The following is a 22,843-nucleotide window of genomic DNA, read 5'->3' on the forward strand; positions in this document are numbered from 1 at the left end:
TCGTGAGATGTCAAAAAATGAAGATAAGACGTAGAAAAGTAGAGCCAAGTGGTTGGCTCTACAATTCAATCATTTTTCGCAATGATTTAACATAATTACGACTCACTGGTATTTGTTCTTGCATGCCATTTAACGAGAGTTGGTAAGCGCCATTAAACCAAGCGTTCATTTCTGTTATATAAGCAGTATTAACTAAGTAACTTTTATGGACGCGGAAGAAGGAATACGGTGTTAAACGGTATTCTAATTCTTTTAACGTCAATTTTGTTTCAAACACATTTTGGTTCGTTACCATTTTTGTGTTCTTCTCATCCCGATAAGCGTAAAGAATCGCTTCAGGATCAAGAAAGTGAATCGTGTCATCCTTTTCAACGGCCAGCTTGCCTATGGGACTTGTCTTCTCTTGTAAGGATTTAGCCTGTAGTGCTTCTTCAACTTGAGTAATGGTTTCAGCTAGCTGGACTTCGTTAATAGGTTTAACGAGATACCCTTTAGCTTGTAGCTGAAACGCATCAACGGCAAATTGTGGATACGCCGTTGCAAAAACGAGATATGGAGGGTTTTTCATTTGTTTCATAATCGTAGCGACTTCTTTTCCATTCATTTCCGGCATTTCAATATCTAGAAAAAGTAAATCAGGTTGGAGCTCCATGACTTTTGCGATGGCTTCCTGTCCTGATTGTGCTTCTCCCACAACGACGATAGCTGGGAATAGCCGAAGTAAGTAAATCAATTCTTCTCGTCCATATTTTTCGTCGTCCACAATAAGCGTACGTATTTCTGTATTTGGCATTAGGAAAGATTCTCCTTTCTAGTTGTTTTGGGAATATAAAATTCGACGGTTGTTCCACTGCCAGGCTTCGTAAAAAATTGGAGAGAAGAGCGTTCACCGAACATCATTTGCAAACGTTTATTGCTGTTGTAGATTCCAATTCCTGTACTTGATTCAGTTTGTTGACCGTGCTCGTGAATATTAACGTCATCAAGCTGAAAACCAGCACCATTATCTCGAACACGTAAACCGACGTCTCGACCATGGTCAAATACTTCAATAGAAAGCTGGCAGTTCGTTCCTTTATGACGAAATCCATGCTTCACTGCATTTTCAACTAAGGGTTGTAACGTTAACGGTGGAATCTCTGTTGATAAAAACGGTTGATCAATCGAATAGGTGACGGTCAAACGGTCTTCAAATCGTACTTCTTCAATCGATAAATAAGCTTGAATATGATGCAGCTCTTCTTTTAAAGTATGTGATTTAATAGTAGTAGCGGACACATTCTGTCGTAAGAATTGCGACAATGAATGAAGCATGGTTCGTGCTTTAGCTGGATCCAAACGTATAAGGGAAATAACCGTATTTAACGTATTAAACAAAAAATGTGGGCTAATTTGAGCTTGCAACGCATTCACTTCAGCATCTTTAGCGAGCTGATAAGCACGATCCGCTTCCGCTAATTCAAGCTGACTACTTAATAAGTTTGTAAGTCCAGACAACATCTCCGTTTCAAGTGCGGTAATCTCTTTTTTAGAATGAAAGTAAAATTTTAATGTACCAACGACCTCATCTCGTATAATGAGAGGTGCGATAACCGCAGCCCCTAAAGGACAGTTGTCTTCTTTGCAATGGATCTCGTCATCTCCTGCAATACTCATTCGCTTCTGTTGAATAACATCTGATGTTAAACGCGTTTGAATATGGCTATTTGCTTTATGGTGGTCCGCTCCGACACCTATATGAGCTAAAATTAGGTTCTTGTCGGTGATGGCAATCGCACATGCATTCAGCTCTTTATAAAGGATCTTACACACTTTATACGCAGACTCGTGGCTCAAACCGTGCTTCAAATAAACGAGAGTTTGTTCAGCAATTCTTAAGCTTTTCTGTGCTTGTAACGCACCTGCTTTTTGTTCCTCTTTTGCGACGCTTTGAATAATGAGAAAGAATAGTGCACAGCCGATGCCATTGGCAATAATCATTGGGAATCCAATCAACTGTACAAGTTCTAATGCTTGAGATGTCGGCGTCGCTAGTAAAGCGATCAACCCCATTTGCATGGTTTCAGCTAGTGCGCCAAGAATCATGATTTGTACAGGCTGATGAATAGCACGAGGATTTTTTTTGCGATAAAAAGCTGCGAAAACACCAGCAAGAATGGAGGCAATTCCACAGGCATACGCCGTGAATCCACCTAAAAGCATTCGATGAATCCCAGAAATAAGGCCAGCGCCTAAGCCAACTTTATAGCCGCCAAAAAGGCCAGCTAGCATGACCCCGATCACACGAAAGTTCGCAATCGCTTCGTCATCGGAAATGGAAAACGTGATACGTTGAAGCGCAAGCGTTTCAGGTTGAAACGTCACGCCTGAATAGGTGCCAATAATCCCAAAAAGACCAAAAAAGAGAATGGCTGTTGTTTGTTGTTTTGTAGTTAATTTACGGGAAGAGGCCATCTTCCGAAAAAAACGGAACCGTGTTGCGATAAACGCTAACATGACAATAAGACCTAATCGTTCTAACATGAGAAGCAGTAACTCGAACATATGTATTCTCCTATATCTCTTTCAATCGACTCCATTAGTATTTCCTTAACACAAAAATTTAGCCGATTATCTGTAAGCCCTTTCGCTTACACCCGTTAAAAAACGCCACAACGTGTGACGTTAAGAAAAGTTGCTATATCAAAGCTCATATAAAGCGAGTTCTAATTCAATACGGTGTTTTATTTTAGCGACACACTCTTCTGCTGTTTTTCCGTAAATTCGTGTACCGTTCACCATTGCGTACGGTCGAACTGCACAAAGTCCGCAGAACGAAAGGCATTCATTCTCCATCACAGCCACTTCAGGATATTCTGCTTCAAGCATTTCCTCTAAATCGACGCGACTCATTAGGTTTCCATCACAGACTTCGACAACAATTATGCCCATGTTTTCCACCCTTTCTGATGATATTTATAACGTATAAAGAAGTCAATAGTTCATTATATCGGAACAACGATGGAAATTCTAGTAGGAGAGTAGAGGGAGTTTTTGAGAATGAGGGAAGTCGTTGTGGCTTGACAGCTTTTGTAGAATAGAATTAGGACTGAATAAGGGAGTTGAATATGTTGGAAGATTTTAATTGGGGTATTCTTGGCCTCGGTACCATTGCCCATGATTTCGCAGAAGCACTAAACCAGCATCATGGAAACGTATATGCAGTGGGTTCTCGCTCTCAGGAGAAAGCTGAAGCATTCGCAAAGCCTTACGCTGGAGCTAAAGCTTACGGAAACTATGAGCAATTGTTGCAAGATAAGCGAGTTGATATTATCTATGTAGCGACACCGCACGTCAATCACTACGAATATATAAAACAAGCGTTGAGCAATGGAAAGCACGTACTTTGCGAAAAAGCCATTACAGTAAATGCTACTGAACTAAATGAGTTAGTCGCACTAGCGAAAGAGAAACAGCTTATTTTAATGGAGGCAATGACGATTTTTCACATGCCGTTGTACCATAAATTAAAAGGGATGATGACGGTCGATCAGCTAGGAGCTGTGAAAACAATCAACGTGACGTTTGGTAGCTACAAACCTTACGATGTAAAGAATCGCTTTTTTAATCCTGAATTAGCTGGTGGAGCATTATTAGATATTGGTACGTATGCCCTTTCGTTTGCACGTTATTTTATGTCTGAGCAACCAAATCAAGTGCTCACAACGATGAAAGGATCAAGTTCATCGGTAGATGAGCAATCGGCGATTTTACTCAGAACGAGTCAGGATGAAATGGCGACAATCTCACTCGCGTTCCGAGCAAAAATGCCGAAAAGAGGAATGGTTGCATGTGAAAATGGGTTTGTGACGGTAGATGATTTTCCTAGAGCTCAAGAAGCGACCATTCATTGGTTAGATGGGCGAACAGAAGTGATAAAAATGAACGATTCAAATGCCCTTATTAATGAAATCATTGCTATGGAAGAAACCATATCGGGTAATGACCGTGCTTACTTGAATGTAACAGAAGACGTTATGAAAGTAATGGACGAGGTTCGGTCCCAGTGGGAAAAAGAGCGTAGCACTAAATAAAGGTTTGAAGAGTTGGTAAAACGTCTATATACATAGTACAGAAACAAAAGGAGGCGTTTTACATGAGTAGTAACGGAGCTGGAGATAAAGCAAAAGGTGCAGGTAACAAAGCAAAAGGTGCAGTTAAAGATGCAGTAGGAAATGTAACAAATAATAAAAAAATGCAAGCTGATGGTAAGAAAGATAAAGTAAAAGGCGAAACACAAGACGCTAAAGGCGATGTGAAAAACAAAGCGAACGACTAAAGTGTGTCTTAAAAGGTGAATGTAAAAAAATCTTCATGAACGCTTGTTCATGAAGATTTTTTATGTGTGTGATAGATGGGTGCCATCATCAAACTTTTATTGTGCAGAGTCTGTATAATGCTTGACGATTTCATGAAGTTTTAGAGCATGACGAACGTCTCCATCTACTTTTAATTGTCCTGTCATGTAAGCAACGGTCGGATTCCATGTACCTTCTAATAATTTGTGCAAGTTGCTTTCGCTCATTTTTAAAACACAGGCTTCCTCATTATAAGGAGGTTCTTTATCCACTTGTACAGTTCCGTCGGCAAATTGGACACCGTATCGAGCCTGTGGCTTTAACTCAAATTGATAGTGTCGGTTTAAGTCAGTAATTTTGTCTGGGTTTTCGTTCATTTTATGTGCGAGTTGGAGTAATTTTTCTTCAGTCGAAATGTTATTCGCCCCTTTATGAATGAGTACTCATTCAATTATAGCCTATTTTCATTTTGCTGGAAAGAATAAGTGTGGAATTTTTTAGATTGCCTTATAGCCGTGTAGAAGCAATCGAGTAAAGTTTTGATAGACCATAAAAAATTTGTAGGTGCTTGCGCTTACTATCTTAATGCATCATAATGAAAGCGCTATTAACTTGCGACTTAGACACTAAGACATGGGAGAGGGTAATTTGGAGACTGTAAGAGCTGGAATTATTGGCTGTGGAAACATTAGTGATATTTATTTTCAATTAAATCAGCGCTTTGATGGAATAAACGTGATTGCTTGTACAGATGTCAATATGGCTCAAGCTACGAAGAAAGCGGATCAATACAAAGATGTTGAAGCTTTATCAATGGATGATTTTTTTAAAGATGATCGAATTGAAGTAGTCATTAACTTAACCGTTCCAACCGCTCATTATGTTGTACATAAGCGTGCATTAGAATCGGGGAAACACTCTTACGGGGAAAAACCGCTAGCGTTAACGTTAGAAGAAGCACAGGAACTCCGTCAACTCGCCAAGAAGAAAAAGCTCTATTTAGGGGCAGCACCAGATACATTTTTAGGAGGGGGATTACAAACTGCGAAAAAGCTTATTGAGGATGGTTGGATTGGAAAGCCGGTGTCAGCGAACGGATTTATGATGAGCCATGGACCAGAAGATTGGCATCCAAATCCGGAGTTTTTTTATAAAGAAGGTGCGGGACCGTTATTTGACATGGGTCCTTACTATTTAACAGCCTTAATTTCTCTTTTGGGTCCAATGAAGCGACTCACGTCTTCGGCTGGAAAAGCTTACGATCAGCGTCAGATTACCTCAGCAGCTAAGTACGGAGAGTTGATCGACGTTGATGTAGCAACTCATATAGCTGGTGTTATTGATCTTGAAAATGGCGCAATTGCTACTTTACTTACAAGTTTTGATGTGTGGGGTTCTAATGCGCCGAATCTAGAAATTCACGGCACACTAGGCTCACTTCTTTTACCTGATCCGAATACATTTGGAGGTCCGCTTTTATATAAGAGGCAAGGTGAGTTAGCTTTCAAAGAAGTGACGCTTACATATGGGTTTCAAGAAAATAGTAGAGGGCTCGGAGTGCTAGATATGGTTATGGCCATCAAAGAGAAGCGCCTACATCGCGCAAATGATGCACTAGCTTATCATGTGCTAGAAGCGATGTATGGAATGCTCGAGGCGTCGGAAAGCGGGCGTCATTATCAAATGGCAAGCACCTGTGAACAGCCTTCTATCCTTCCATTAACGATGACGGCACGAGGATTTTAATGTGTGAAAGTGTTCTTCTCTTTGAAATTGGGAGGAGCACTTTTTTTATTCGGGGACAACACTTTGTATAAACGGCAAAAGTAAGCTACAATAAAAGCAATTTGATTAAAGCGAGGAGGCGTTGACGTGAGTTACGAATTAGACGAGAAGTTTAAACTTTTTACCCTGCACTCAAACCCTTTGTTAACAAAAGAAGTTGCGGATCGACTTGGGTGTTCAATCGGCCAATGTACAGTCAATCGATTTAGTGATGGAGAAGTTAAAATACATATTCAAGAAAGTGTTCGTGGGGCAAAAGTATTTGTCGTGCAGTCAACCGCTCAGCCTGGAAATGAACATGTTGTAGAACTATTAATCATGATTGATGCGTTAAAACGAGCGTCAGCACGTGAGATTAATGTTGTCATTCCTTACTATGGGTATGCAAGACAAGATCGAAAAGCCCGCTCAAGAGAACCGATTGCGGCCAAACTCATTGCAAACCTACTTGAAGCTGCTGGCGCTGACCGAATGGTAACGGTAGACCTTCATGCACCGCAAATACAAGGATTTTTTAATCTTCCTGTTGACCCACTGCAGGGATTGCCGCTTCTTGCGCAACATTATGTGAACAAAAATTTGGAAAATCCTGTAGTCGTTGCACCGAATACATCTGGGTTGGGAAGAGCGAGAAAGCTAGCTGAATACATTGATGCACCAATCGCATTTGTCGACAAGCGCCACCCGGAACCTGGTTTTCCACAAGCGATTGAAATTGTTGGGGATGTAAAAGGAATGAATGCGATTATTATTGATGATCTTATTGATACAGCAGCAACCGTTACATTAGCAGCAACTGCACTTGTGGAACATGGTGCACAGGACGTATATACATGCTGCACGCATCCTGTGTTAACAGGACCAGCAATTGAACGGTTACGGATTGCACCAATTAAAGAAATTGTTGTAACGAATACCATTGAAATGCCTGACGATAAGAAGCTTGATAACATGACAATTTTATCGATGGCCGATTTGCTTGCCGATGCAATTTATCGAATCTATAAAGAACAATCGGTTAGTAAATTGTTTAAATAACTGTCGAATGTGTGGGTTTTAAAGGAGTGGAAGAAAGAAATGTATAAATTAATAGCCATAGATATGGATGGAACATTATTAAATGATCAGCATCATGTAACACCGGGAGTGAAAGAAGCTCTTCAACAAGCAAAGGCGGAAGGAGCGACGGTCGTTCTTTGTACAGGCAGACCGTTAGGCGGTGTGACCCGGTATTTACTTGAGCTTGAATTAACGACGGAAGATGATTACGTCATTGCTTATAATGGTGCCCTTGTTCAAAATACGCACACGAATGAGAATGTGGTTTCGTTAACGCTTGGCTATCAAGACTTACTCGACTTATCGAATGTTGCCGCTGATTTACAAACGCCGATGCATTTTTTTGATCAACAAAAACTGTATACCTTCGATAAAGATGTCTCTCCTTATACGGTCTATGAATCATACGTGACGCAAGTTCCGTTAAGTTTTCGAACGAAAGATGAGTTCGATGAAGACATCGTCTTGCCGAAAATTATGTTTATTGACGATCCGGAAAAGCTTGAAAAAACAAAAGCTTCCATTCCGAATCATATAAAAGAACGTTATGAAATGGTCCAAAGCGCCCCGTTCTTTTTAGAAATTCTTCATAAAAAAGCAAGCAAAGGAAATGCCGTGAAACATTTAGCCGAAAAGCTCGGGATTGCTCAAGAAGAAGTCATGTGTATTGGAGATAACGGCAATGACTTATCAATGATTCAATACGCTGGGTGTGGAGTGGCGATGGAAAATGCTATTCCAGCATTAAAGGAAGCTGCTGACTTTATTACAAAATCAAATAATGAAGATGGTGTGGCTTACGCAATTCAAACGAAAATACGAAAGTCATAGCAACAGGAAAAACATTGCAGTAGTCGCAATGTTTTTTCTTGTTTAAAGGGAAAAGCCATAGGGAAGAAGAGGAGTAGCATAAAAATAAGGGAGAGATCAACATGAGTACAAAACATTTATTAATGGTTGTAACAAACGGTGAAAGAATGAATAATCAAGGGTTCGCTGGTATTTGGTTATCAGAGTTTACAGAGCCATATGAAGAATTTACAAAAGCAGGCTATCAAGTAACGGTTGCTAGTCCAAAAGGTGGAGAGTCTCCAATCGACGATGCAAGCTTAGATAACGGTGAAATCCCAGAGAAATGGCACGAATTAGCAGAGCTCTTAAAACGGACAATCCCCTTATCTGAAATAGAATCAGCTAGTTACGACGGTGTGTTCATGCCTGGTGGTCACGGAGCAATGTTTGATTTAGCAGATAATGAAGAGTTACAGCAAATCTTGCGTGATTTCCATGCGGCAGATAAAGGCATTGGTGCCGTTTGTCACGGTCCTGCTGCATTAACAGGTGTACTGTTAGAAAACGGAGAATTTCTTGTTGCGAATCGCAAAGTTGCCGCATTCACGAATACGGAAGAAGAAGGCGTTGAATTAGTGAATCAAATGCCGTTCCTACTTGAAACACGCTTACGTAAAGAAGGCGCAATCTTTGTTGGAAAAGGCGACTGGGAAGAAAACGTCTATGCGGATGGAAAACTTGTTACGGGTCAAAATCCACAGTCATCCATTGAAACAGCAAAACAATTTATTCAAGCACTATAATCGGAAAGCACACGCCCGCGGCGTGTGCTTTTATAGTTTCATTAGGCTGGTGGAGGAATGAGATCAATTCGAATGACTTCAGGTCGATTAAATACACGTAGTGGGAAAAGGCTATTGCCAAGCCCTCTGCTAACGATCATTTTTGTATCCTGCTCCTCATACATGCCTTCACTGTAATCTGGAAAAAGGCCTTGTCCTGGAGCAAGAATGCCTCCAATAAGTGGAAGGCGAATTTGGCCGCCATGGGCATGACCGGACAAGACAAGGTCAAGATTCGCTTCTTGATAAGTAGAAAACATTTCAGGTCGGTGAGCAAGTAAAACGGTATACAATTCTTGAGAAGCTGAAACATTTGCTTCTTGTAATGAAGATGCGGTTACATCTATTGGATCCGCATTAGGCGAGCGGTCAGGGTCATCAATTCCGACCAGTTGAAAGGTGAAATCATCTACTACCACATTTACAGCTTCGTTACGAAGGACGTGGACCCCCAAGTTCGTCAAGGTTTCGCTTAATTCATCTACGAGATCTAAACGCCATTCATGATTACCTGTTACATAATAGGTCGGTGCAATCTCGACAAGATCTTCCATTAACTGAACTCCTTCCCCTTGATTCGACGTATAAGAGTCAATTAAATCACCAGTCATAAAAATCATATCAGGAGACTGGGCATTCACCATGTTTAACAAGCGTTCATTGCGATCGCCGAATTCGGCTGAATGGAGGTCAGATAAATGAACCATTGTGATACCATCATGCTCCAATGGTAAGTGTTCGACTTCAATGGTATGGTTGTTCTCAACGAGCTGGTGATTCTGTGCATAGAAAAAATAAATCGCTGCGATGAATGCAACAATTAAAACGAGAACGGTTTTTCGACTAAACAACAGAACGACTCCTTTTCTTTACGACTCATTCTTTAACTTTTGAATATCTGTTTGTCCAAAAGCATCGTTCCAGTCGACAAGCTGAATCGTATCTCGACTTAATGTTGAAAGAATGGCTTCTTTTAACGTGACATTCTGTAACGATTGATAATAAGCTTCTTGGGCATCAGAAAAGATTGCCTCGAGTTGTTGTGAACCGACTCGAGCGGCATCCGTTTCTGGAAAAACCCGTTCAATCAGCCCTTCTGTTTTCAAAAAAGAACCGCCACCTTCAATAGCTCGGACAATGTCGAGCATATGAATGGATTCAGCCGGTCGAGCGAGCGAGAAGCCACCACTATTTCCTGGTGTACTCGTAATAAGTTCATGGACCACTAATTTTCGCATCACCTTTTTTAAGTAAGACGGGGACACATCTAAACGTGTTGAAATTGTATCGCTTTTCACATATTGTTGATTTGACTGTGTGGCGAGCATAACAAGTATGCAAACGGCCTGCTCGACACCACTTTTTACTTTCATCGTTCAATCGCACCCTTTTAATAAATTGCTGTTTGTTTTACTATAAAGTCAACGAGACAGCAACGCAAATGGTTTTTTACAAACAAGAAGGGAGAACCTCTAATGACAAATGAACCAATCATACATAGTCCACTTACTTTTATCGGATGTGGCAGTGCTTTTCATACGGAGCTAGGTAACAATGGAGGTTTTTTTTATCACGAACAAGAATTATGTATGTTCGACTGTGGAAGTGCAACGTTTGAGCGCTTAATGCGTTTTCGAGTACTAGAAGGAGTTGAGCGAATGACGGTTGTCTTAACACATACGCACCCTGATCACATTGGCTCATTAGGTGATTTTATTTTCTATTCGTATATAAAAGTGCAGCCTGCCTTTACAGCGAAGCTACGACTAAAAGCACCCCGATCGCTACTAGATCATGCTAAACAGATTCTAACCGGGATGGGTGTGGAAGAAGGACAAGTAATATGGGAAGCTGTAGAGGAAAATGCAACATTTGGTCCTTATCAGTTAAAGCCGATAAAAGCCGAGCATGCCACACATCTAGAATGTTACGCGTATGAATGTGTGCATGAAGCAAAAAACGAGCATTTTTATTATAGTGGGGACGGCAAAAGCATTCCTACATTCGTATTAGAAAAAATAAGTCAACAGTTTTACCATACAGTGTATCAAGACACCTCTTATTTAGACTATCCAGGAAATGTTCATTTATCGCTAAAGAAATTAGAGGAGATCATTTCTGAAGATCAACGCGTGTTTGTTTGCTGCATGCATTTGGATGAGACGTTTCCGATACAGGCAGTAAAGGAAAAGGGCTTTCGTGTGGCGACTGACTACGTCGTACAATAAGAGCACTCCTTCCACGTAGTAGCTTTTTAAAGAACGGATCTTCATGAATGATTCATTTTCACTCATGAAGGTCGTTTTGTCGGCTGCTGTTTCACATCACGTACACATCACGCATGACATCTTCAATTGATTTACCTTCTTCGAAACGCGCATCTTCCGTATAAAATTCTTTTATGGTTGTTCCATCTTTTAATAGAATGGCTTTGTCAATTAAATGTTCGATGTCACGAATTTCATGGGTGGTTATTAAAATGCCCTTATCTTCAAGAAAGCCGCTTGCAAATAACGACGCGATTTCCTCACGGCTAAACAGATCAATTCCTGAAAATGGTTCATCCATAATGACATAACTCGCATCAACCGATAAGCCTAATAGTAGATTAACTTTCGCTAAACTTCCTTTTGATAATTGACTTATTTTTTGTTTCGAATCAATCTTAAAGAAAGTAAGCAGCTCTTCGCATCGGTGGTCGTTCCAATTTGTATAGAAATCTTTCATAAACAAAATTCCTTCGTGAATCGTGAAACTAGGGGACATTGGCAAAAGATCAGGGATGAATATAACCTCTTTTTGCTTAGATGCATTCATCGTCGTGCCGTCAATAGTAATGTGTCCAGATTTAATGGGGAGTAGGTTTGCGATCGCTTTTAACATGGTTGTTTTGCCAACCCCATTAATGCCAATTAAGCATGTGATCTCACCTTTTTTTGCAGTGAATGTGACATTCTTACAAATCGACTTACGCCCAAACGAAAGGGATACGTTTTCAACGCTTATCATAAGAGTCGGCTCCTTTCTCATACCTTGTTCGTATCATGGCAAGTAACTCTTCAAGGGGAACATTGATTGTTTTCATTGAATCGAGAAAAAAATCAACAGACTCTTGAATGAGTTCGGCACGTACTTGATTGACGATTGTTGGGTCTTGCGTAATTCGACTTGGTTTATTCCGTTCCGTTTCAATCAATTGTTGTTCCTCCATTTCTTTGTAGGCACGCTGGGCTGTGTTTGGATTAATATTTAGTAAGGCCCCAAGCTCACGACGGGACGGAATTTCTTGTCCTGCTTGTAAATGACCTAACGCAATTTGTTCTTTAAAATAACGAATGACTTGTATATAGACGGGTTCTCTGGTGTTAAAGTGAATAGTCATGATTCCCTCCTTTTATTCATTCGCTTGCATGGATGTAATTCGAAACAAGCCATGTTCCTCTTTTACTAGTAATGACGCTGAAAGAAGCTGGTATTGTTCAGGAACATGATACATATCAAGTTGATAGCCGGTATCATCTCGATGAAGCAACGTTAATTGATCGCTCGCATAAGAAAACTGGACTGTATCTCGTAAAGAGGGCAATTCTACTTTAATCACTTCATCATTTATCACACCAGTCTCGTCCATGTGAATCGTGTGTAAATTTGCTTTTCCAGTTGTTTTAGAAAGATCCAAAAGGTGAAACCCATCAGAAAATGTGGAAACGAGTGTGTGTTGATAGTCTGGAGATTGCTCAACTGTTTGATTTTCTTGTGTATCAAAATGATAGATGCTGTAGCCAGCAGTTCGGTCAGAGGATTCGTATGTATAAAGAGCAATCGGTTTCTCTGGATGAAAGGTAATGGTGTTAGGGTTATACATCGAATCACTTAGCATATCATCTCCGTTTCTACCTGTAGCAGTAGTTGGCGCAGTAAGCTTTGTTTCATGTACAACTTCATTTGTTGTTAAATCGATTTCGTAGGTTGTAAGATAACCTGGAAACTCTTCATTGCTATAATAATCGCCACTGAATAGAAGCAAGCGATTTTCATGGATCGTGCCATTAAGAATCGATAGATACTCGTCTGCAGATTCTAGATGGAGTCGCTTTGATTCGTCCCCGTCTTTTGCCTTACTGTGAATAAGTAAATCATACTGATAGATTCCATTCTGATAAACCTCTTCAACCCCAACTGCAGCAAGGAATTGGTCGTTCTCTAGTACCAATCGACGCTCTAACGGCTTCCTACGGAAAAAGGAACGATCCTCATACATCATTTGATTCTTTTTCGCCGAGTCCATAGAGGGTTCAAGCAGGGGGCGAGTGTGGCTATGTTCTATGGAAGAGCCGTTAGCCTGAAATGTATAAAAGCTAGTTGTCTCTACACTTTCTGCGTGTCCCTCAAACGAAACTTGGTTAAAGAAATGTTGATCTCCTTCCGTTACTTCCCACTTAAACGGATGTTTAATGAGTCGGTGTTCGTATGCTTGCACGCTATAGACAGTGGTAATGGTAGCAACGATGAACACTAGGAACAAACCGAAAAAGACATAGCGCTTTTTATTCATTTACACCAGCACCTTCCGTTTTAATAAAAATAGACTGAGTAAAGTCGAGATAATTGTTGTTAAGACGAGCGTAAGTGCCAAAATAAACAAAACTTCTCGCTCAAATAAATGAAGTTGAACGGAAAGGTACGTACCGAAACCGTTTAAGGCAATGGACCAACTTGCGAAAATAACGCCTAAAAAGACGCCTTTAACACGGAAGGATCGCTCCAATAGAATCATTACAAATAAAACGGTTAAAAAAGTGAAGCCAGCTCCGTAGATGAGCAAGAAATTCGTGAATGTCGATGGTAAAAGGACTGAAAAAAAACGTTCATAAGCTATAATCGCTTGAATAGAAAAGTCATCAGTCTGTAGAAATTCACTTGGAACCGTTAGGTAGACAAGTCCTATGCCTGCTAGAAGAATAAAAAATTGTAACACAATGAGTCCTAATACAAGAGAGAAAATCGTAAATAACTTTGAAAAGTAAAGGGAAGAACGGTTAATGGGAAGTGTAAATAAGCGCTGTGCCATGGCATATTTCCCAACCCAGTCTCGGTACCAGATTAAACAACTATAAAGAAGTAAAGCTGCTATGGAAATCATAATGGACGCGATAACTGGAAAGCCATGAAAAGGTTGAAAAAAGGAGACGCCATATTCTTGTGCAATCTGCAGGTAACTTCTGCCGCTAATACGTGCATTTTCCATATAGATTGAAGCGATTTGATAGGAGCCGTACCAAATAGAAAGAAGTTGCACGACCAAAATGCCAATAGCAAGAGCAAGGTAAAGCTTCCAAATTCTTCTGTACTCAAAAAGCATTAACTTTACAATAGACATAAAATTCCCCCTGTATGTATTAAGTAGTTCATACACTTTATGAGTGTATTATATGCATCATACACTTCGGGTGTCAATTGATATTTTCATACAAATAAGAATATTTTCCTGTTTTTTTGGAAAAGAGCGGGTTTATTTGCCCAATGTAAAATATCGAAATTCATATATGCAAGGTTTAAATTTTATCGTACACTTAGGTTATTCTAAAATAGAAATCGAGCATATTCGTGACAAGCCATGTGCCTCATGGAAATGAATAGGAGGAAGACCACTTTTTGAGGGCAACGTACGATCGTTAAAAGGTGGTTAGTAGAATGAGTAGAGCACAGAGAGACAGCGCGTTTAAAACAGGGGACCATGATAACATTGCCATCTTTGTTGATTATGACAACGTGTATTGGACATTGATGAATCGGTACAATCATAATCCTAATCATGAGAGTGAAGAAAAGAATCTATTCTATTCGTTATGGAACCGGTATGGACAGGATCAAGTTCGAACATTTCGTGCTTATGCAGATTTCCAGCGAATTCGTTCAAGCTTAACGGATTTACAAAAGCAACGTGTTCAAATTCGACATGTGTATTCAAATGATAAAGAAGGAGATTCACGAAAGAACTCTTCTGATATTGAACTATGTATCGATGCAATTGAAATGACGTATAAAGATGAAAATATTTCCTGCTATGTCTTTGTTACCGCAGATAGCGATATGGTTCCAATTATGAGCCGTTTAATGTATAAAGGAAAACGTGTTGAACTTTATTATTTATCAGAAGCGGCGCCTAAGCATACTGATATTACAAATTACTCTCATTACAGTGAGGATTTAAGAGAATTTTTACATTTAGAAGTGAAAGAATATCATTTAGAATCGTATAAAATGGATGCATTACGCTTTATTGATGATTGGGAAGATCGGTTTGGAACGGAAAATGAATTGTATTTAGGGGCTCCGTGGCTTAGAAATCAGTTTTCAGTGAAGTTTGGAATTCCAGCAAATTCAGCAAGTGAGCTGATTGATTTATTAAAAGTGGAGAAATTAATTGGGTCAGAGAATAAAGAGTTAAAAAACGGAGATGTCAAACCGAGTATTGCGTTAACAGAAGAAGGACGCAATTGGTTAGCGCCCTTATCTAAAACGTAAGGTATAAATGATAGGTTTGTCGAATCTTAAGGGTTGACTTGTAGATAAGTCTCTCATATGATAGGGATAGACAAATGATTCGTTACAATTCGATAAAACATTTATGCGTTAGACAAATTCGTTAAAAGAGGCGGGGATATACCTTGTCTCTTTTTGTATATTTATCGAACGTCCGAATGTATTCATACTTTTCCCCGTTTGTATAAGAACCAAACCTTCTTTTTATTAATTTTTTTATAATATTGAATGAACCCGATTGGTTCAACCTTTTAAATGTATACATACACTATAGAAAAAGACCGTTGATTGCATGAACGGTCCTTTTTTCGTCAAAGCTAGAAGAAAACAAATCCAAATGAGGGATTCTGTTATGTATAGTACACGTTTTTTGGTGGGTTTGTGTTGGGGTGTTTTATTAAGTATTCCAATGTGGTTAGGGTTAATTGTCTTAGTCATGCTCATTATACGCTAGTAGACGAGGCAACACATCTAGATGTGTTGCTTTTTCGCTATAAAAGGGTTTGTCCAGCATCAATAACAATCTCCGTACCGCTTATATGTTTTGCTTCATTGGTTGAAAGGAAGTAGACGGTTTGAGCAATTTCAATTGGATCGGCAGCAGAAGTAGGGAACGAGTCTACTTTTTTATGAAAGGAAAGGCTCTCGAGCTCAGTGTCCTCTCGATAAGTGCGCTCGTCAATGTTTGTCTTTATAGCTCCTGGTAGAATTGTATTAACGCGTATGTGGTAATGAGACAGCTCTAGTGCGGCCATCTTCCCAAAGGCGACGATTCCGGCCTTTGACGCGCTATAGGCAGACATGCCAATATTTGAAAACGTTCTAGTGCCGTTTACGGAACTTGTCAACACAATACTTCCACCATGTTTCTTCATAAAGGGAATGGCATATTTAACTGTTAAAAATGTACCTCGCAAATTTGTATGGATGGTTTTATCCCAATCGTCTGGATCAAAAGCTTCAATTGACGTGACTTTTCCATTTATGCCGGCATTGGCAAACAGGGTCGAGATTGTAGATACAGAGGATGAAAGGTCTGTGAAAATACGCTTCATTTCCTCTTTATTCGCAACGTTACCTTGAAAAATCTGAATCGTGTGTTCGGGGTATTGCTGTTTCAGCTTTTCTAGCGCTTCTCCATCCATATCAATTAATGCCACTGGGATATGATGCTTAATGAACAAGTGAGCTGTTGCTAAGCCGATTCCAGAAGCAGCTCCAGTAATGACAGCAGTGTCTTTCATTCAAATCACCTACTTCATATTTTATTCTTTTTGGATTCCCGATTTAAGCGAAATGAAACGAAAAAGCTCCCCTTTTTATTGTAAGGGGAGTTAAGCACGCTTCCGAATGGTAAATTGGTCATTCAACAAAAGCCAGTTCTGTGGAAACGCTAAGCCGAGTTTCCAATAACTAATCCCCCTTAATTGATAAGTTCGGATGAGGGAAAACTTTGCGTTAATGGATCGGGCATCTTCAAACCAGACTTCATGGGTTGCGCCTGACTCATCAATATAAAAAAAGAAGGGTGCTTGCGCTTCTTCATCATATTGAATAGCGGCATTATTTTCTCTAGCTAGCGTAATGGCTTGTTGAGGGCTAACCGCTCTTGCATAGTCGCCGCCAGGTTCAAATGGAAGTGTCCAATCATAGCCATAGAGATTTTGACCGAGCATAATCTTCTCTGAAGGCATCTCAGATAACGCATATTCGACGACATCGGTAACGGGTCCAATCGGTGAAACGGCTAAGGGAGGTCCTCCAGAATAGCCCCACTCGTACGTCATCAGCACAACAAAATCGACAATCTCGCCATGTGCGCGATAATCATGCGCTTCGTACCATTGACCAGACTGCTCGGCACTCGTTTTAGGAGCAAGCGCTGTTGAAACTAGAAGTCCTTGTGGATGGAGTTGTTCCACAGCTTTTCGTAAAAATTGATTGTACGGCTCGCGCATGGTTGGCGGCAAAAATTCAAAATCAAAATGAACATCGGAAAACCGACCGACACGATTTGCTTCAGCAATGATGGAACGAAGTAGCTCATTTTGAAGTGCTTCATCTTCAAGAACAGCTTGACCGAGCTCTCCACTAAAAGCCCCTTCTTCTAAATTGGTTATGACCATCATTAGCGATGCCCCGTCTGCTGCTGCAATATCGGGTAACGGACCAAGCGTAAGCTCACCGAGTGTTCCATCACGATTAATTTGATAGCTAAAAGGGGCTAAATAAGTCAGGGAAGAGGAATGCTTCCGAGCTTCTTCGATAAGGGCGTCGGTCAAATTATTGTTGATTGGCTCGATATAAGCGTTACTTTCAATCTCGACTTTTGGTACGGGCGGAAAGTAAAGCCTTTGACCGGGCAAAAGGGGTTGATTGGGATTGAGTTGGTTAATTTGGATGATTTGCTCAACCGATACGCCGTAGCGTGCAGCAAGAATCGATAAGGTATCACCAGATTGAACAAAGTAATATCTACCTTCAATGGGGATAACCAACGTTTGTCCAATGACTAACGCGTTTGGTGCATCTAACTCATTAGCGTTAATAATTTCCTCTGGCGCAAGATTGTAAGCTTGTGCAATACCGTAAAGGGATTCACCTTGTTGAATAACGTGAATTTGCATAGGAACCTCCTATCGTTAATCGTTGATACTATTAAAGGTATGCATAAAGGGGCGAGTGCATGAAAAAAAGCAAAGAGTTTTCACTCTTTGCTCCTTAGGATCTTAATTATAGTTGAATTTACTTTTCTGTTAGTGCTTCGCGAAGTTGACCTCGCACGTTAGCAATTTCGGCTTCGAGGGAATCAAGTTGCTCCATTGCCTTGGCCACATTTCCGCCTGTCGATTCAATTTTTTCTACATCGCCCTGTAGACGAACAAAATCGCTTTTTAACTCAGCTAGCTCCTGTTCCAATTCTTTCACAGTTTTCATGTGTATGCCCCCTTAGTTTGTTTGAATGTACCAAATCCATTTACCCATGACAAGGAATCCGTCTTTTGTACGGTTAGTATCTATAGAAAAAGACTTCATGATTGTACAATCATGAAGCTTTTTTTAAAATATCAATAACGAATTGCGACCATGTTTCTAAGCGTTCAAACGTTTCTGTTTCACTCAATTGGTCAACAGACAACCACATTCCAGAAAGTTGGTTTGTTTCTTTTACCGTTACCGTCGCTTCCTCAGCTAAATCTAGAACGGATAAGATGCCAATATGAACACGACCGACATCGTTTTCATCGTCGTTAATGAGGCCGATTGTTTTCGTGCCTTTAATAAAGGAAGGGTCGAAGTTTAATTCTTCATGAAGTTCTCGCTCCGTATTGGTTTCGAGCATCTCTTTAAAATCAGAAGAGGAGGTTGCGTTCATATGTCCGCCAAAACCAATTGATAGCTTCTGATGTAATCTAGATTCGCCGCCACCCTTTAATCGTTCATATGCGTAAATGTCATTCCCTTTACGGATTACCACGTAAGGAATGGGTTGTTTATAGGTCTCATCTTCTTCTGCATTGCCTCGTCTCATCTCACTAAAATGGCGATTAATACGATTCATGATCGTTGCAACGCGCTCGTGATTGCTTACAACACCTTGAAAGGTGAGTGATTCATCATGAAAAACGTGTTTTCTTGGTGCTACAACAATCATTTCATCCATTTTGCCCATGTTTCGTACCTCCTTGTTCAAAACGCTTAACCTCTCTATTATCGTATAGGGTTTGTACAGACGCAAGCAAAAAAGAGGTGTAGCTATAGGGTATAGCAGTAAAAAAGTGCGAACGAGGGGGGCTTTTACAAGTACCACCTGTCGCACTTCTTTCTTGAGTATTCGTTCGCTACTTTTATTTTTCTGCAAAAAAGAAATCATCATCTCTTAAAGGTTCAACGGTCGCTTTTTTATAGCCGTTTCCTTTCATAGAGAAGAAATCATGTGATTTTGTTTTTGTATTTAATCCATTTAATACAATAGGATTAATCTCTTCATCTTCAAAATACGGATCAAACCCAAGATTCATGAGTGCTTTATTGGCATTATAACGAATAAATTTCTTCACATCATGGGATAAACCAACCGGATCATATAATTCTTCTGTATAGGTAAGCTCATTTTTATAGAGATCTTTAAGCAGATCTAGTGAAAATTCTCTTAGCTCAGCTTGTTTTTCGGTTGTTTGTTTGTTGTAAATTTCTTGAGCAAGTAAGCCGACATATACACCGTGAATGGCTTCATCACGTAGAATCAAATTAATGATTTCTCCGCTCTGCATAAGCTTCCCTTGTCCATAAAAATAAAGAGGGTAGTAGAAGCCACTGTAAAATAAGAAGCTTTCTAAATAAACAGACGCGACCATCGCTTTAAATAATGAAATGTCGTCTCCTTTTTGAATGCCTTTGTAAAGGGATACAACCATATCAGCTTTTTTCTGAAGGCGCGGATTTTCTTTTACCCATTCAAAAACATCGTTGATCTGCTCGCTCGTTGCAAGTGTAATAAAGATGTTGGAGTAAGATTTTGCGTGCACAGCATTTTCCATCATCGCCATGAAATTTAAAACCGCTTTTCGCTGGTGTCCTTCAACGTGCTCTGCGACGATCGGCATGCCGGTGTTTCCTTGTTCTGTATCTAAAAGGGTTAGTCCAGCTAATACTTTCATATACGTATCTTTTTCATTAGCAGACAAGTACTTCCACGTAAGAAGATCGCCATTTAAGGCGACTTCTTCAGGAAGCCAAAATTGTTTTACGTTTTGGTTGTAGAACATTTGTGTAAAATCATCTTCGTGTTTCGACCAGTTGGCTGCGTCATAAACGTGTGTCATTAAAAACTCTCCTTTTATCTTGTTGCACGATTAAACTTAGACAACGCAAGAGAGACAGTCATCTTGGCCCGTGTCTTTTGTACGCGCATAATAGATCGTTTTGACGCCTTTATGGTGAGCGTATAGATCAATGCGGTTTAAATCTCTTGTTGTCATTGTGTCTTTTAAGAATAGCGTAAAACTAATTCCTTGGTCGATATGTTGCTGAATCGTTCCAATCATATCCACAACGTTGAACATATCCATGTCGTATGCTTCTTTAAAGAAGAACCAGTTGTTTGCCGTTAAACCAGGCATTGGATAATACGTTTTTGAATTTCCGTACGTACGCTCTTCAATTCGTTCCATAATCGGCATGACGCTAGCCGTTGCTGACTGAACGTACGAGATAGAACCAGTTGGAGCAATGGCCAAGCGATAGCTATGATAAAGACCGTGCTCACTTACGAATGCTTGTAGTTCTTTCCAATCTTCCATTGTTGGAAGGTGCATACCTTCAAATAATGCCGCAACTTTATCAAATTCAGGTGTGAAATCAGTCGTCACATACTGGGTGAAATATTCACCAGTTGCATACGTACTCTCATCGTAGCGGTAATACGTTTCACCACGATCGCGGGCAATTTCTGCTGAACGTTTTATAGAATAATAGTTCATTGCCATGAAGAAGCTATTGGCAAAATCACGTGCTTCAGGGCTTTCGTACGCAATATGTTGTTCTGCAAGAAAACCATGTAGATTCATCGCACCAAGGCCGATTGATTTCATTTTTTCATTTGCATTGCGAACAGCAGGTGCGTTTGTAATGTTCGTTGACTCGGATACTCGTGTTAAAGCATCGGTAGCGAGGGCAACAGTCTGTTCGAGCGATTTATTTTTCATGACGTTCATAATATTAATGGAGCCAAGGTTACAAGAAATATCGAGCCCGATTTCATCATCTTGATTGTAATCGTTGTAGGTAGATACTTGAGAAGCCTGTAAAATCTCAGAGCAAAGGTTCGAGAATTTCACGTTGCTAATGTGATTGTTCGCATGAGCTTTGTTCACATTATCTGCGAACATGATATAAGGATAACCAGATTCTGAACGAAGGATTGCTAGCTTTTGGAACAAACGACGCGGGTTGATTTTCTCTTTTCGAACACGCGGATCATCCACTAACGTTTCGTACATCTCTTCCATATTCATTTCATCAAGATGCATCCCGTACGCTTTGTAAACAGTATGCGGGTAGAAAAGATAAGCATCTTTGTCTTCACGCATAAGCTCGATAAATTTGTCTGGGATGACGACACCAATCGAGAGTGTTTTCACACGAACGTCTTCATCCGCAGAGATTTTTCTCGTATCAAGAAAATCGTTAATATCCGCATGGAAAATGTTGAGGTACGCTGCACCTGAACCTTGACGCTGTCCCATTTGATCCGCATAACGGAAGGCATTATCTAAAAGCTTCATCACGCCAACAACACCTTTTGTCGCGTTGGCTACATCTTTAATCGCTTCGCCTTTTGCACGCAGTTTAGAAAGGTTTAGCGCAACACCACCGCCAAGCTTTGATAGCTGCATGGAAATATCAACAGCACGGCTAATGTCATTTAGTGAGTCATTTACTTCTAATAAGAAACAAGAAACAAGCTCTCCACGACGTTTACGCCCTGCGTTTAAAAATGTTGGCGTGGCAGGTTGGAACTCTTGAGAAATCATCGCTTGAACAAGGGCTTTGGCTTTCGTGACATCGCCTTTACCAAAAAAGAGAGCAACGATGGCAACGCGGTCTTCATAACGTTCCAAGATTTTGCTTTTATCGTTCGTTTTTAATGCATAGTCATTATAAAATTTAAAGGCAGACATAAAAGAAGGAAAGCGGAATTTTTTATTATACGCAACGTTCATCACTTCTTTAATTTCTTCCATCGTATATAGCTCGAGAAGCTCTTCCTCGTAGTAATCATTTTCAACGAGGTACTCCATTTTTTCTTCTAAATCATGAAAGAACACGGTATTTTGATTAACATGGTCAACAAAATAACTATGTACGGCTTCTTTATCTTTATCAAACTGATAAGAGCCGTCTTTTGCAATCATGAGCTCGTTGTTAAGCTGAACCCACTTGGGTACTGTGTTTTGCGTTAGTGTTGTCAATGGAATGAGCCTCCTGTGTAAAGTGTGCAACATCGGTGGATGTTCCACTTAGTTCAAATTTATGAAGAATCGGTACGTGGTACGTGCTAGCAATTGTGTCGGCGCTTCTCGCAAATCGATCTCCCCAGATACGATTTCCACTCGCGGCTACACCTACTAGCCATCTATGGTTTGTTTCTAAGAAATGACGAGTCTTAGGAGACAAATCACCAAACCCTGTCGTGTACGTAATAAGGATGAATGGCTCGTCCACGACTAACGACTCTGTAATCTGTTCACAGTCAAACGATAATTTTTGAGTGAAACGCTTGACATTTCCAGTTCTAGAATCAAAATATATTTTCATTAGTGAGCATCTCCAATAGATTGTTCTATATCTCTAATACCACATATGGTAGACGATAAACGTAAATAAATCAATATATTGATTTTATCCCCAGCCTGTGGGAAAGTGGGAAAAACACGCTTGTTTCAACTCTTTCTTTGTGGATAATCGATTTTCAACGTT

25 protein-coding genes are annotated in these 22,843 nt (G+C 40.1%); 8 read left to right on the top strand and 17 right to left on the bottom strand.

The genetic code is table 11. The features are described from left to right. Positions 1-58: 58 nt before the first annotated feature. The 3 genes from ACE1TH_RS00325 to ACE1TH_RS00335 form a co-directional block, all read right to left on the bottom strand. Positions 59-793: a LytR/AlgR family response regulator transcription factor gene (locus ACE1TH_RS00325; protein WP_375078192.1), complete on the bottom strand. Its 735-nt coding sequence runs from the start codon at positions 791-793 to the stop codon at positions 59-61. Beyond that, positions 793-2,544 carry a LytS/YhcK type 5TM receptor domain-containing protein gene (locus ACE1TH_RS00330; RefSeq protein WP_375078193.1) on the bottom strand — a complete coding sequence of 584 codons (1,752 nt, stop codon included), beginning with the start codon at positions 2,542-2,544 and terminating at the stop codon, positions 793-795. The genes ACE1TH_RS00325 and ACE1TH_RS00330 overlap by 1 nt, the downstream gene beginning before the upstream one ends. A 138-nt stretch (positions 2,545-2,682) precedes the next feature. Beyond that, positions 2,683-2,931 carry a YuzB family protein gene (locus ACE1TH_RS00335; protein ID WP_099302007.1) on the bottom strand — a complete coding sequence of 83 codons (249 nt, stop codon included), beginning with the start codon at positions 2,929-2,931 and terminating at the stop codon, positions 2,683-2,685. 179 nt (positions 2,932-3,110) lie between these two features. Here ACE1TH_RS00335 and ACE1TH_RS00340 point away from each other — a divergent pair, with 179 nt between their 5' ends. Both ACE1TH_RS00340 and ACE1TH_RS00345 read left to right on the top strand, forming a co-directional pair. Continuing rightward, positions 3,111-4,073: a Gfo/Idh/MocA family protein gene (locus ACE1TH_RS00340; protein ID WP_375078780.1), complete on the top strand. Its 963-nt coding sequence runs from the start codon at positions 3,111-3,113 to the stop codon at positions 4,071-4,073. 62 nt (positions 4,074-4,135) lie between these two features. Beyond that, on the top strand, positions 4,136-4,318 hold the full coding sequence (locus ACE1TH_RS00345) for a CsbD family protein (protein WP_375078194.1): 183 nt from the start codon (positions 4,136-4,138) through the stop codon (positions 4,316-4,318). Between the two features lie 96 nt (positions 4,319-4,414). On the opposite strand, the gene ACE1TH_RS00350 is transcribed toward ACE1TH_RS00345, so the two are convergent. Then, a complete protein-coding gene (locus ACE1TH_RS00350) occupies positions 4,415-4,774 on the bottom strand; it encodes an SCP2 sterol-binding domain-containing protein (protein ID WP_375078781.1) in 360 nt (119 codons plus the stop codon). A 211-nt stretch (positions 4,775-4,985) separates the two neighbouring features. Between ACE1TH_RS00350 and ACE1TH_RS00355 the strand changes: the two genes are divergently transcribed. The 4 genes from ACE1TH_RS00355 to ACE1TH_RS00370 all read left to right on the top strand — a co-directional run bounded on the left by ACE1TH_RS00355 (position 4,986) and on the right by ACE1TH_RS00370 (position 8,776). Beyond that, positions 4,986-6,083, top strand: coding sequence for a Gfo/Idh/MocA family protein (locus tag ACE1TH_RS00355; protein WP_375078195.1), 1,098 nt, complete (start codon positions 4,986-4,988; stop codon positions 6,081-6,083). A gap of 126 nt (positions 6,084-6,209) precedes the next feature. Beyond that, positions 6,210-7,160 carry a ribose-phosphate diphosphokinase gene (locus ACE1TH_RS00360; RefSeq protein ID WP_099302003.1) on the top strand — a complete coding sequence of 317 codons (951 nt, stop codon included), beginning with the start codon at positions 6,210-6,212 and terminating at the stop codon, positions 7,158-7,160. Between the two features lie 39 nt (positions 7,161-7,199). Further along, on the top strand, positions 7,200-8,012 hold the full coding sequence (gene yidA / locus ACE1TH_RS00365; RefSeq protein ID WP_375078196.1) for a sugar-phosphatase: 813 nt from the start codon (positions 7,200-7,202) through the stop codon (positions 8,010-8,012). 101 nt (positions 8,013-8,113) lie between these two features. Beyond that, positions 8,114-8,776: a type 1 glutamine amidotransferase domain-containing protein gene (locus ACE1TH_RS00370; protein ID WP_099302001.1), complete on the top strand. Its 663-nt coding sequence runs from the start codon at positions 8,114-8,116 to the stop codon at positions 8,774-8,776. 41 nt (positions 8,777-8,817) lie between these two features. On the opposite strand, the gene ACE1TH_RS00375 is transcribed toward ACE1TH_RS00370, so the two are convergent. Next, positions 8,818-9,666, bottom strand: a complete 849-nt coding sequence (locus ACE1TH_RS00375) for a metallophosphoesterase (RefSeq protein WP_099302000.1) — start codon at positions 9,664-9,666, stop codon at positions 8,818-8,820. An 18-nt stretch (positions 9,667-9,684) separates the two neighbouring features. Further along, positions 9,685-10,188, bottom strand: coding sequence for an Rrf2 family transcriptional regulator (locus ACE1TH_RS00380; RefSeq protein WP_099301999.1), 504 nt, complete (start codon positions 10,186-10,188; stop codon positions 9,685-9,687). A gap of 102 nt (positions 10,189-10,290) precedes the next feature. Between ACE1TH_RS00380 and ACE1TH_RS00385 the strand changes: the two genes are divergently transcribed. Beyond that, positions 10,291-11,043 (top strand): MBL fold metallo-hydrolase, encoded by a 753-nt coding sequence (locus ACE1TH_RS00385; protein WP_375078197.1) that lies wholly within the window; start codon positions 10,291-10,293, stop codon positions 11,041-11,043. A 91-nt stretch (positions 11,044-11,134) separates the two neighbouring features. On the opposite strand, the gene ACE1TH_RS00390 is transcribed toward ACE1TH_RS00385, so the two are convergent. Genes ACE1TH_RS00390 through ACE1TH_RS00405 form a run of 4 tightly spaced genes read right to left on the bottom strand, consistent with a single transcriptional unit; the run spans position 11,135 to position 14,195 of the window. Continuing rightward, positions 11,135-11,824: an ATP-binding cassette domain-containing protein gene (locus tag ACE1TH_RS00390; RefSeq protein ID WP_375078198.1), complete on the bottom strand. Its 690-nt coding sequence runs from the start codon at positions 11,822-11,824 to the stop codon at positions 11,135-11,137. Next, positions 11,811-12,197, bottom strand: coding sequence for a GntR family transcriptional regulator (locus ACE1TH_RS00395; RefSeq protein ID WP_099301996.1), 387 nt, complete (start codon positions 12,195-12,197; stop codon positions 11,811-11,813). Before ACE1TH_RS00395 ends, ACE1TH_RS00390 begins: the two co-directional genes overlap by 14 nt. Before the next feature lie 12 nt (positions 12,198-12,209). Further along, on the bottom strand, positions 12,210-13,370 hold the full coding sequence (locus tag ACE1TH_RS00400) for a hypothetical protein (RefSeq protein ID WP_375078199.1): 1,161 nt from the start codon (positions 13,368-13,370) through the stop codon (positions 12,210-12,212). Further along, complete coding sequence (locus ACE1TH_RS00405; RefSeq protein WP_375078200.1) at positions 13,371-14,195, bottom strand: hypothetical protein; 825 nt, start codon at positions 14,193-14,195, stop codon at positions 13,371-13,373. A 314-nt stretch (positions 14,196-14,509) separates the two neighbouring features. On the opposite strand from ACE1TH_RS00405, the gene ACE1TH_RS00410 reads away from it, so the two are divergent. Next, on the top strand, positions 14,510-15,343 hold the full coding sequence (locus tag ACE1TH_RS00410; RefSeq protein ID WP_099301993.1) for an NYN domain-containing protein: 834 nt from the start codon (positions 14,510-14,512) through the stop codon (positions 15,341-15,343). 509 nt (positions 15,344-15,852) lie between these two features. Here the strand turns inward: ACE1TH_RS00410 and ACE1TH_RS00415 are convergent. The 7 genes from ACE1TH_RS00415 to nrdI form a co-directional block, all read right to left on the bottom strand. Continuing rightward, positions 15,853-16,605: an SDR family oxidoreductase gene (locus ACE1TH_RS00415; protein ID WP_099301992.1), complete on the bottom strand. Its 753-nt coding sequence runs from the start codon at positions 16,603-16,605 to the stop codon at positions 15,853-15,855. Positions 16,606-16,695: 90 nt separating this feature from the next. Then, the gene (locus ACE1TH_RS00420; protein WP_375078201.1) at positions 16,696-17,988 is read right to left on the bottom strand and encodes a glycoside hydrolase family 18 protein; all 1,293 of its coding nucleotides are present in this window, start codon (positions 17,986-17,988) and stop codon (positions 16,696-16,698) included. 118 nt (positions 17,989-18,106) lie between these two features. Continuing rightward, on the bottom strand, positions 18,107-18,298 hold the full coding sequence (locus ACE1TH_RS00425) for an SE1832 family protein (RefSeq protein WP_099301990.1): 192 nt from the start codon (positions 18,296-18,298) through the stop codon (positions 18,107-18,109). A 109-nt stretch (positions 18,299-18,407) separates the two neighbouring features. Further along, positions 18,408-19,034, bottom strand: a complete 627-nt coding sequence (locus tag ACE1TH_RS00430; RefSeq protein WP_099301989.1) for a hypothetical protein — start codon at positions 19,032-19,034, stop codon at positions 18,408-18,410. Positions 19,035-19,209: 175 nt separating this feature from the next. Then, on the bottom strand, positions 19,210-20,187 hold the full coding sequence (gene nrdF / locus ACE1TH_RS00435) for a class 1b ribonucleoside-diphosphate reductase subunit beta (protein ID WP_099301988.1): 978 nt from the start codon (positions 20,185-20,187) through the stop codon (positions 19,210-19,212). Positions 20,188-20,223: 36 nt separating this feature from the next. Beyond that, the gene (nrdE, locus tag ACE1TH_RS00440; RefSeq protein ID WP_375078782.1) at positions 20,224-22,368 is read right to left on the bottom strand and encodes a class 1b ribonucleoside-diphosphate reductase subunit alpha; all 2,145 of its coding nucleotides are present in this window, start codon (positions 22,366-22,368) and stop codon (positions 20,224-20,226) included. Beyond that, complete coding sequence (gene nrdI, locus ACE1TH_RS00445) at positions 22,289-22,681, bottom strand: class Ib ribonucleoside-diphosphate reductase assembly flavoprotein NrdI (RefSeq protein ID WP_099301758.1); 393 nt, start codon at positions 22,679-22,681, stop codon at positions 22,289-22,291. Before nrdI ends, nrdE begins: the two co-directional genes overlap by 80 nt. Positions 22,682-22,843: the final 162 nt, after the last annotated feature.

This window comes from Shouchella sp. JSM 1781072 (assembly GCF_041949915.1).
In the GTDB taxonomy this organism is placed as follows: domain Bacteria; phylum Bacillota; class Bacilli; order Bacillales; family Bacillaceae_D; genus Shouchella.

What these genes read in the sequence shown, in the direction of transcription:
- ACE1TH_RS00325 (WP_375078192.1), bottom strand. Translation starts at nt 793, where the DNA reads ATGCCAAATACAGAAATACGTACGCTTATTGTGGACGACGAAAAATAT.
- ACE1TH_RS00330 (WP_375078193.1), bottom strand. Translation starts at nt 2,544, where the DNA reads ATGTTCGAGTTACTGCTTCTCATGTTAGAACGATTAGGTCTTATTGTC.
- ACE1TH_RS00335 (WP_099302007.1), bottom strand. Translation starts at nt 2,931, where the DNA reads ATGGGCATAATTGTTGTCGAAGTCTGTGATGGAAACCTAATGAGTCGC.
- ACE1TH_RS00345 (WP_375078194.1), top strand. Translation starts at nt 4,136, where the DNA reads ATGAGTAGTAACGGAGCTGGAGATAAAGCAAAAGGTGCAGGTAACAAA.
- yidA (WP_375078196.1), top strand. Translation starts at nt 7,200, where the DNA reads ATGTATAAATTAATAGCCATAGATATGGATGGAACATTATTAAATGAT.
- ACE1TH_RS00370 (WP_099302001.1), top strand. Translation starts at nt 8,114, where the DNA reads ATGAGTACAAAACATTTATTAATGGTTGTAACAAACGGTGAAAGAATG.
- ACE1TH_RS00380 (WP_099301999.1), bottom strand. Translation starts at nt 10,188, where the DNA reads ATGAAAGTAAAAAGTGGTGTCGAGCAGGCCGTTTGCATACTTGTTATG.
- ACE1TH_RS00385 (WP_375078197.1), top strand. Translation starts at nt 10,291, where the DNA reads ATGACAAATGAACCAATCATACATAGTCCACTTACTTTTATCGGATGT.
- ACE1TH_RS00390 (WP_375078198.1), bottom strand. Translation starts at nt 11,824, where the DNA reads ATGATAAGCGTTGAAAACGTATCCCTTTCGTTTGGGCGTAAGTCGATT.
- ACE1TH_RS00395 (WP_099301996.1), bottom strand. Translation starts at nt 12,197, where the DNA reads ATGACTATTCACTTTAACACCAGAGAACCCGTCTATATACAAGTCATT.
- ACE1TH_RS00400 (WP_375078199.1), bottom strand. Translation starts at nt 13,370, where the DNA reads ATGAATAAAAAGCGCTATGTCTTTTTCGGTTTGTTCCTAGTGTTCATC.
- ACE1TH_RS00405 (WP_375078200.1), bottom strand. Translation starts at nt 14,195, where the DNA reads ATGTCTATTGTAAAGTTAATGCTTTTTGAGTACAGAAGAATTTGGAAG.
- ACE1TH_RS00410 (WP_099301993.1), top strand. Translation starts at nt 14,510, where the DNA reads ATGAGTAGAGCACAGAGAGACAGCGCGTTTAAAACAGGGGACCATGAT.
- ACE1TH_RS00415 (WP_099301992.1), bottom strand. Translation starts at nt 16,605, where the DNA reads ATGAAAGACACTGCTGTCATTACTGGAGCTGCTTCTGGAATCGGCTTA.
- ACE1TH_RS00420 (WP_375078201.1), bottom strand. Translation starts at nt 17,988, where the DNA reads ATGCAAATTCACGTTATTCAACAAGGTGAATCCCTTTACGGTATTGCA.
- ACE1TH_RS00425 (WP_099301990.1), bottom strand. Translation starts at nt 18,298, where the DNA reads ATGAAAACTGTGAAAGAATTGGAACAGGAGCTAGCTGAGTTAAAAAGC.
- ACE1TH_RS00430 (WP_099301989.1), bottom strand. Translation starts at nt 19,034, where the DNA reads ATGGGCAAAATGGATGAAATGATTGTTGTAGCACCAAGAAAACACGTT.
- nrdF (WP_099301988.1), bottom strand. Translation starts at nt 20,187, where the DNA reads ATGACACACGTTTATGACGCAGCCAACTGGTCGAAACACGAAGATGAT.
- nrdE (WP_375078782.1), bottom strand. Translation starts at nt 22,368, where the DNA reads ATGTTGCACACTTTACACAGGAGGCTCATTCCATTGACAACACTAACG.
- nrdI (WP_099301758.1), bottom strand. Translation starts at nt 22,681, where the DNA reads ATGAAAATATATTTTGATTCTAGAACTGGAAATGTCAAGCGTTTCACT.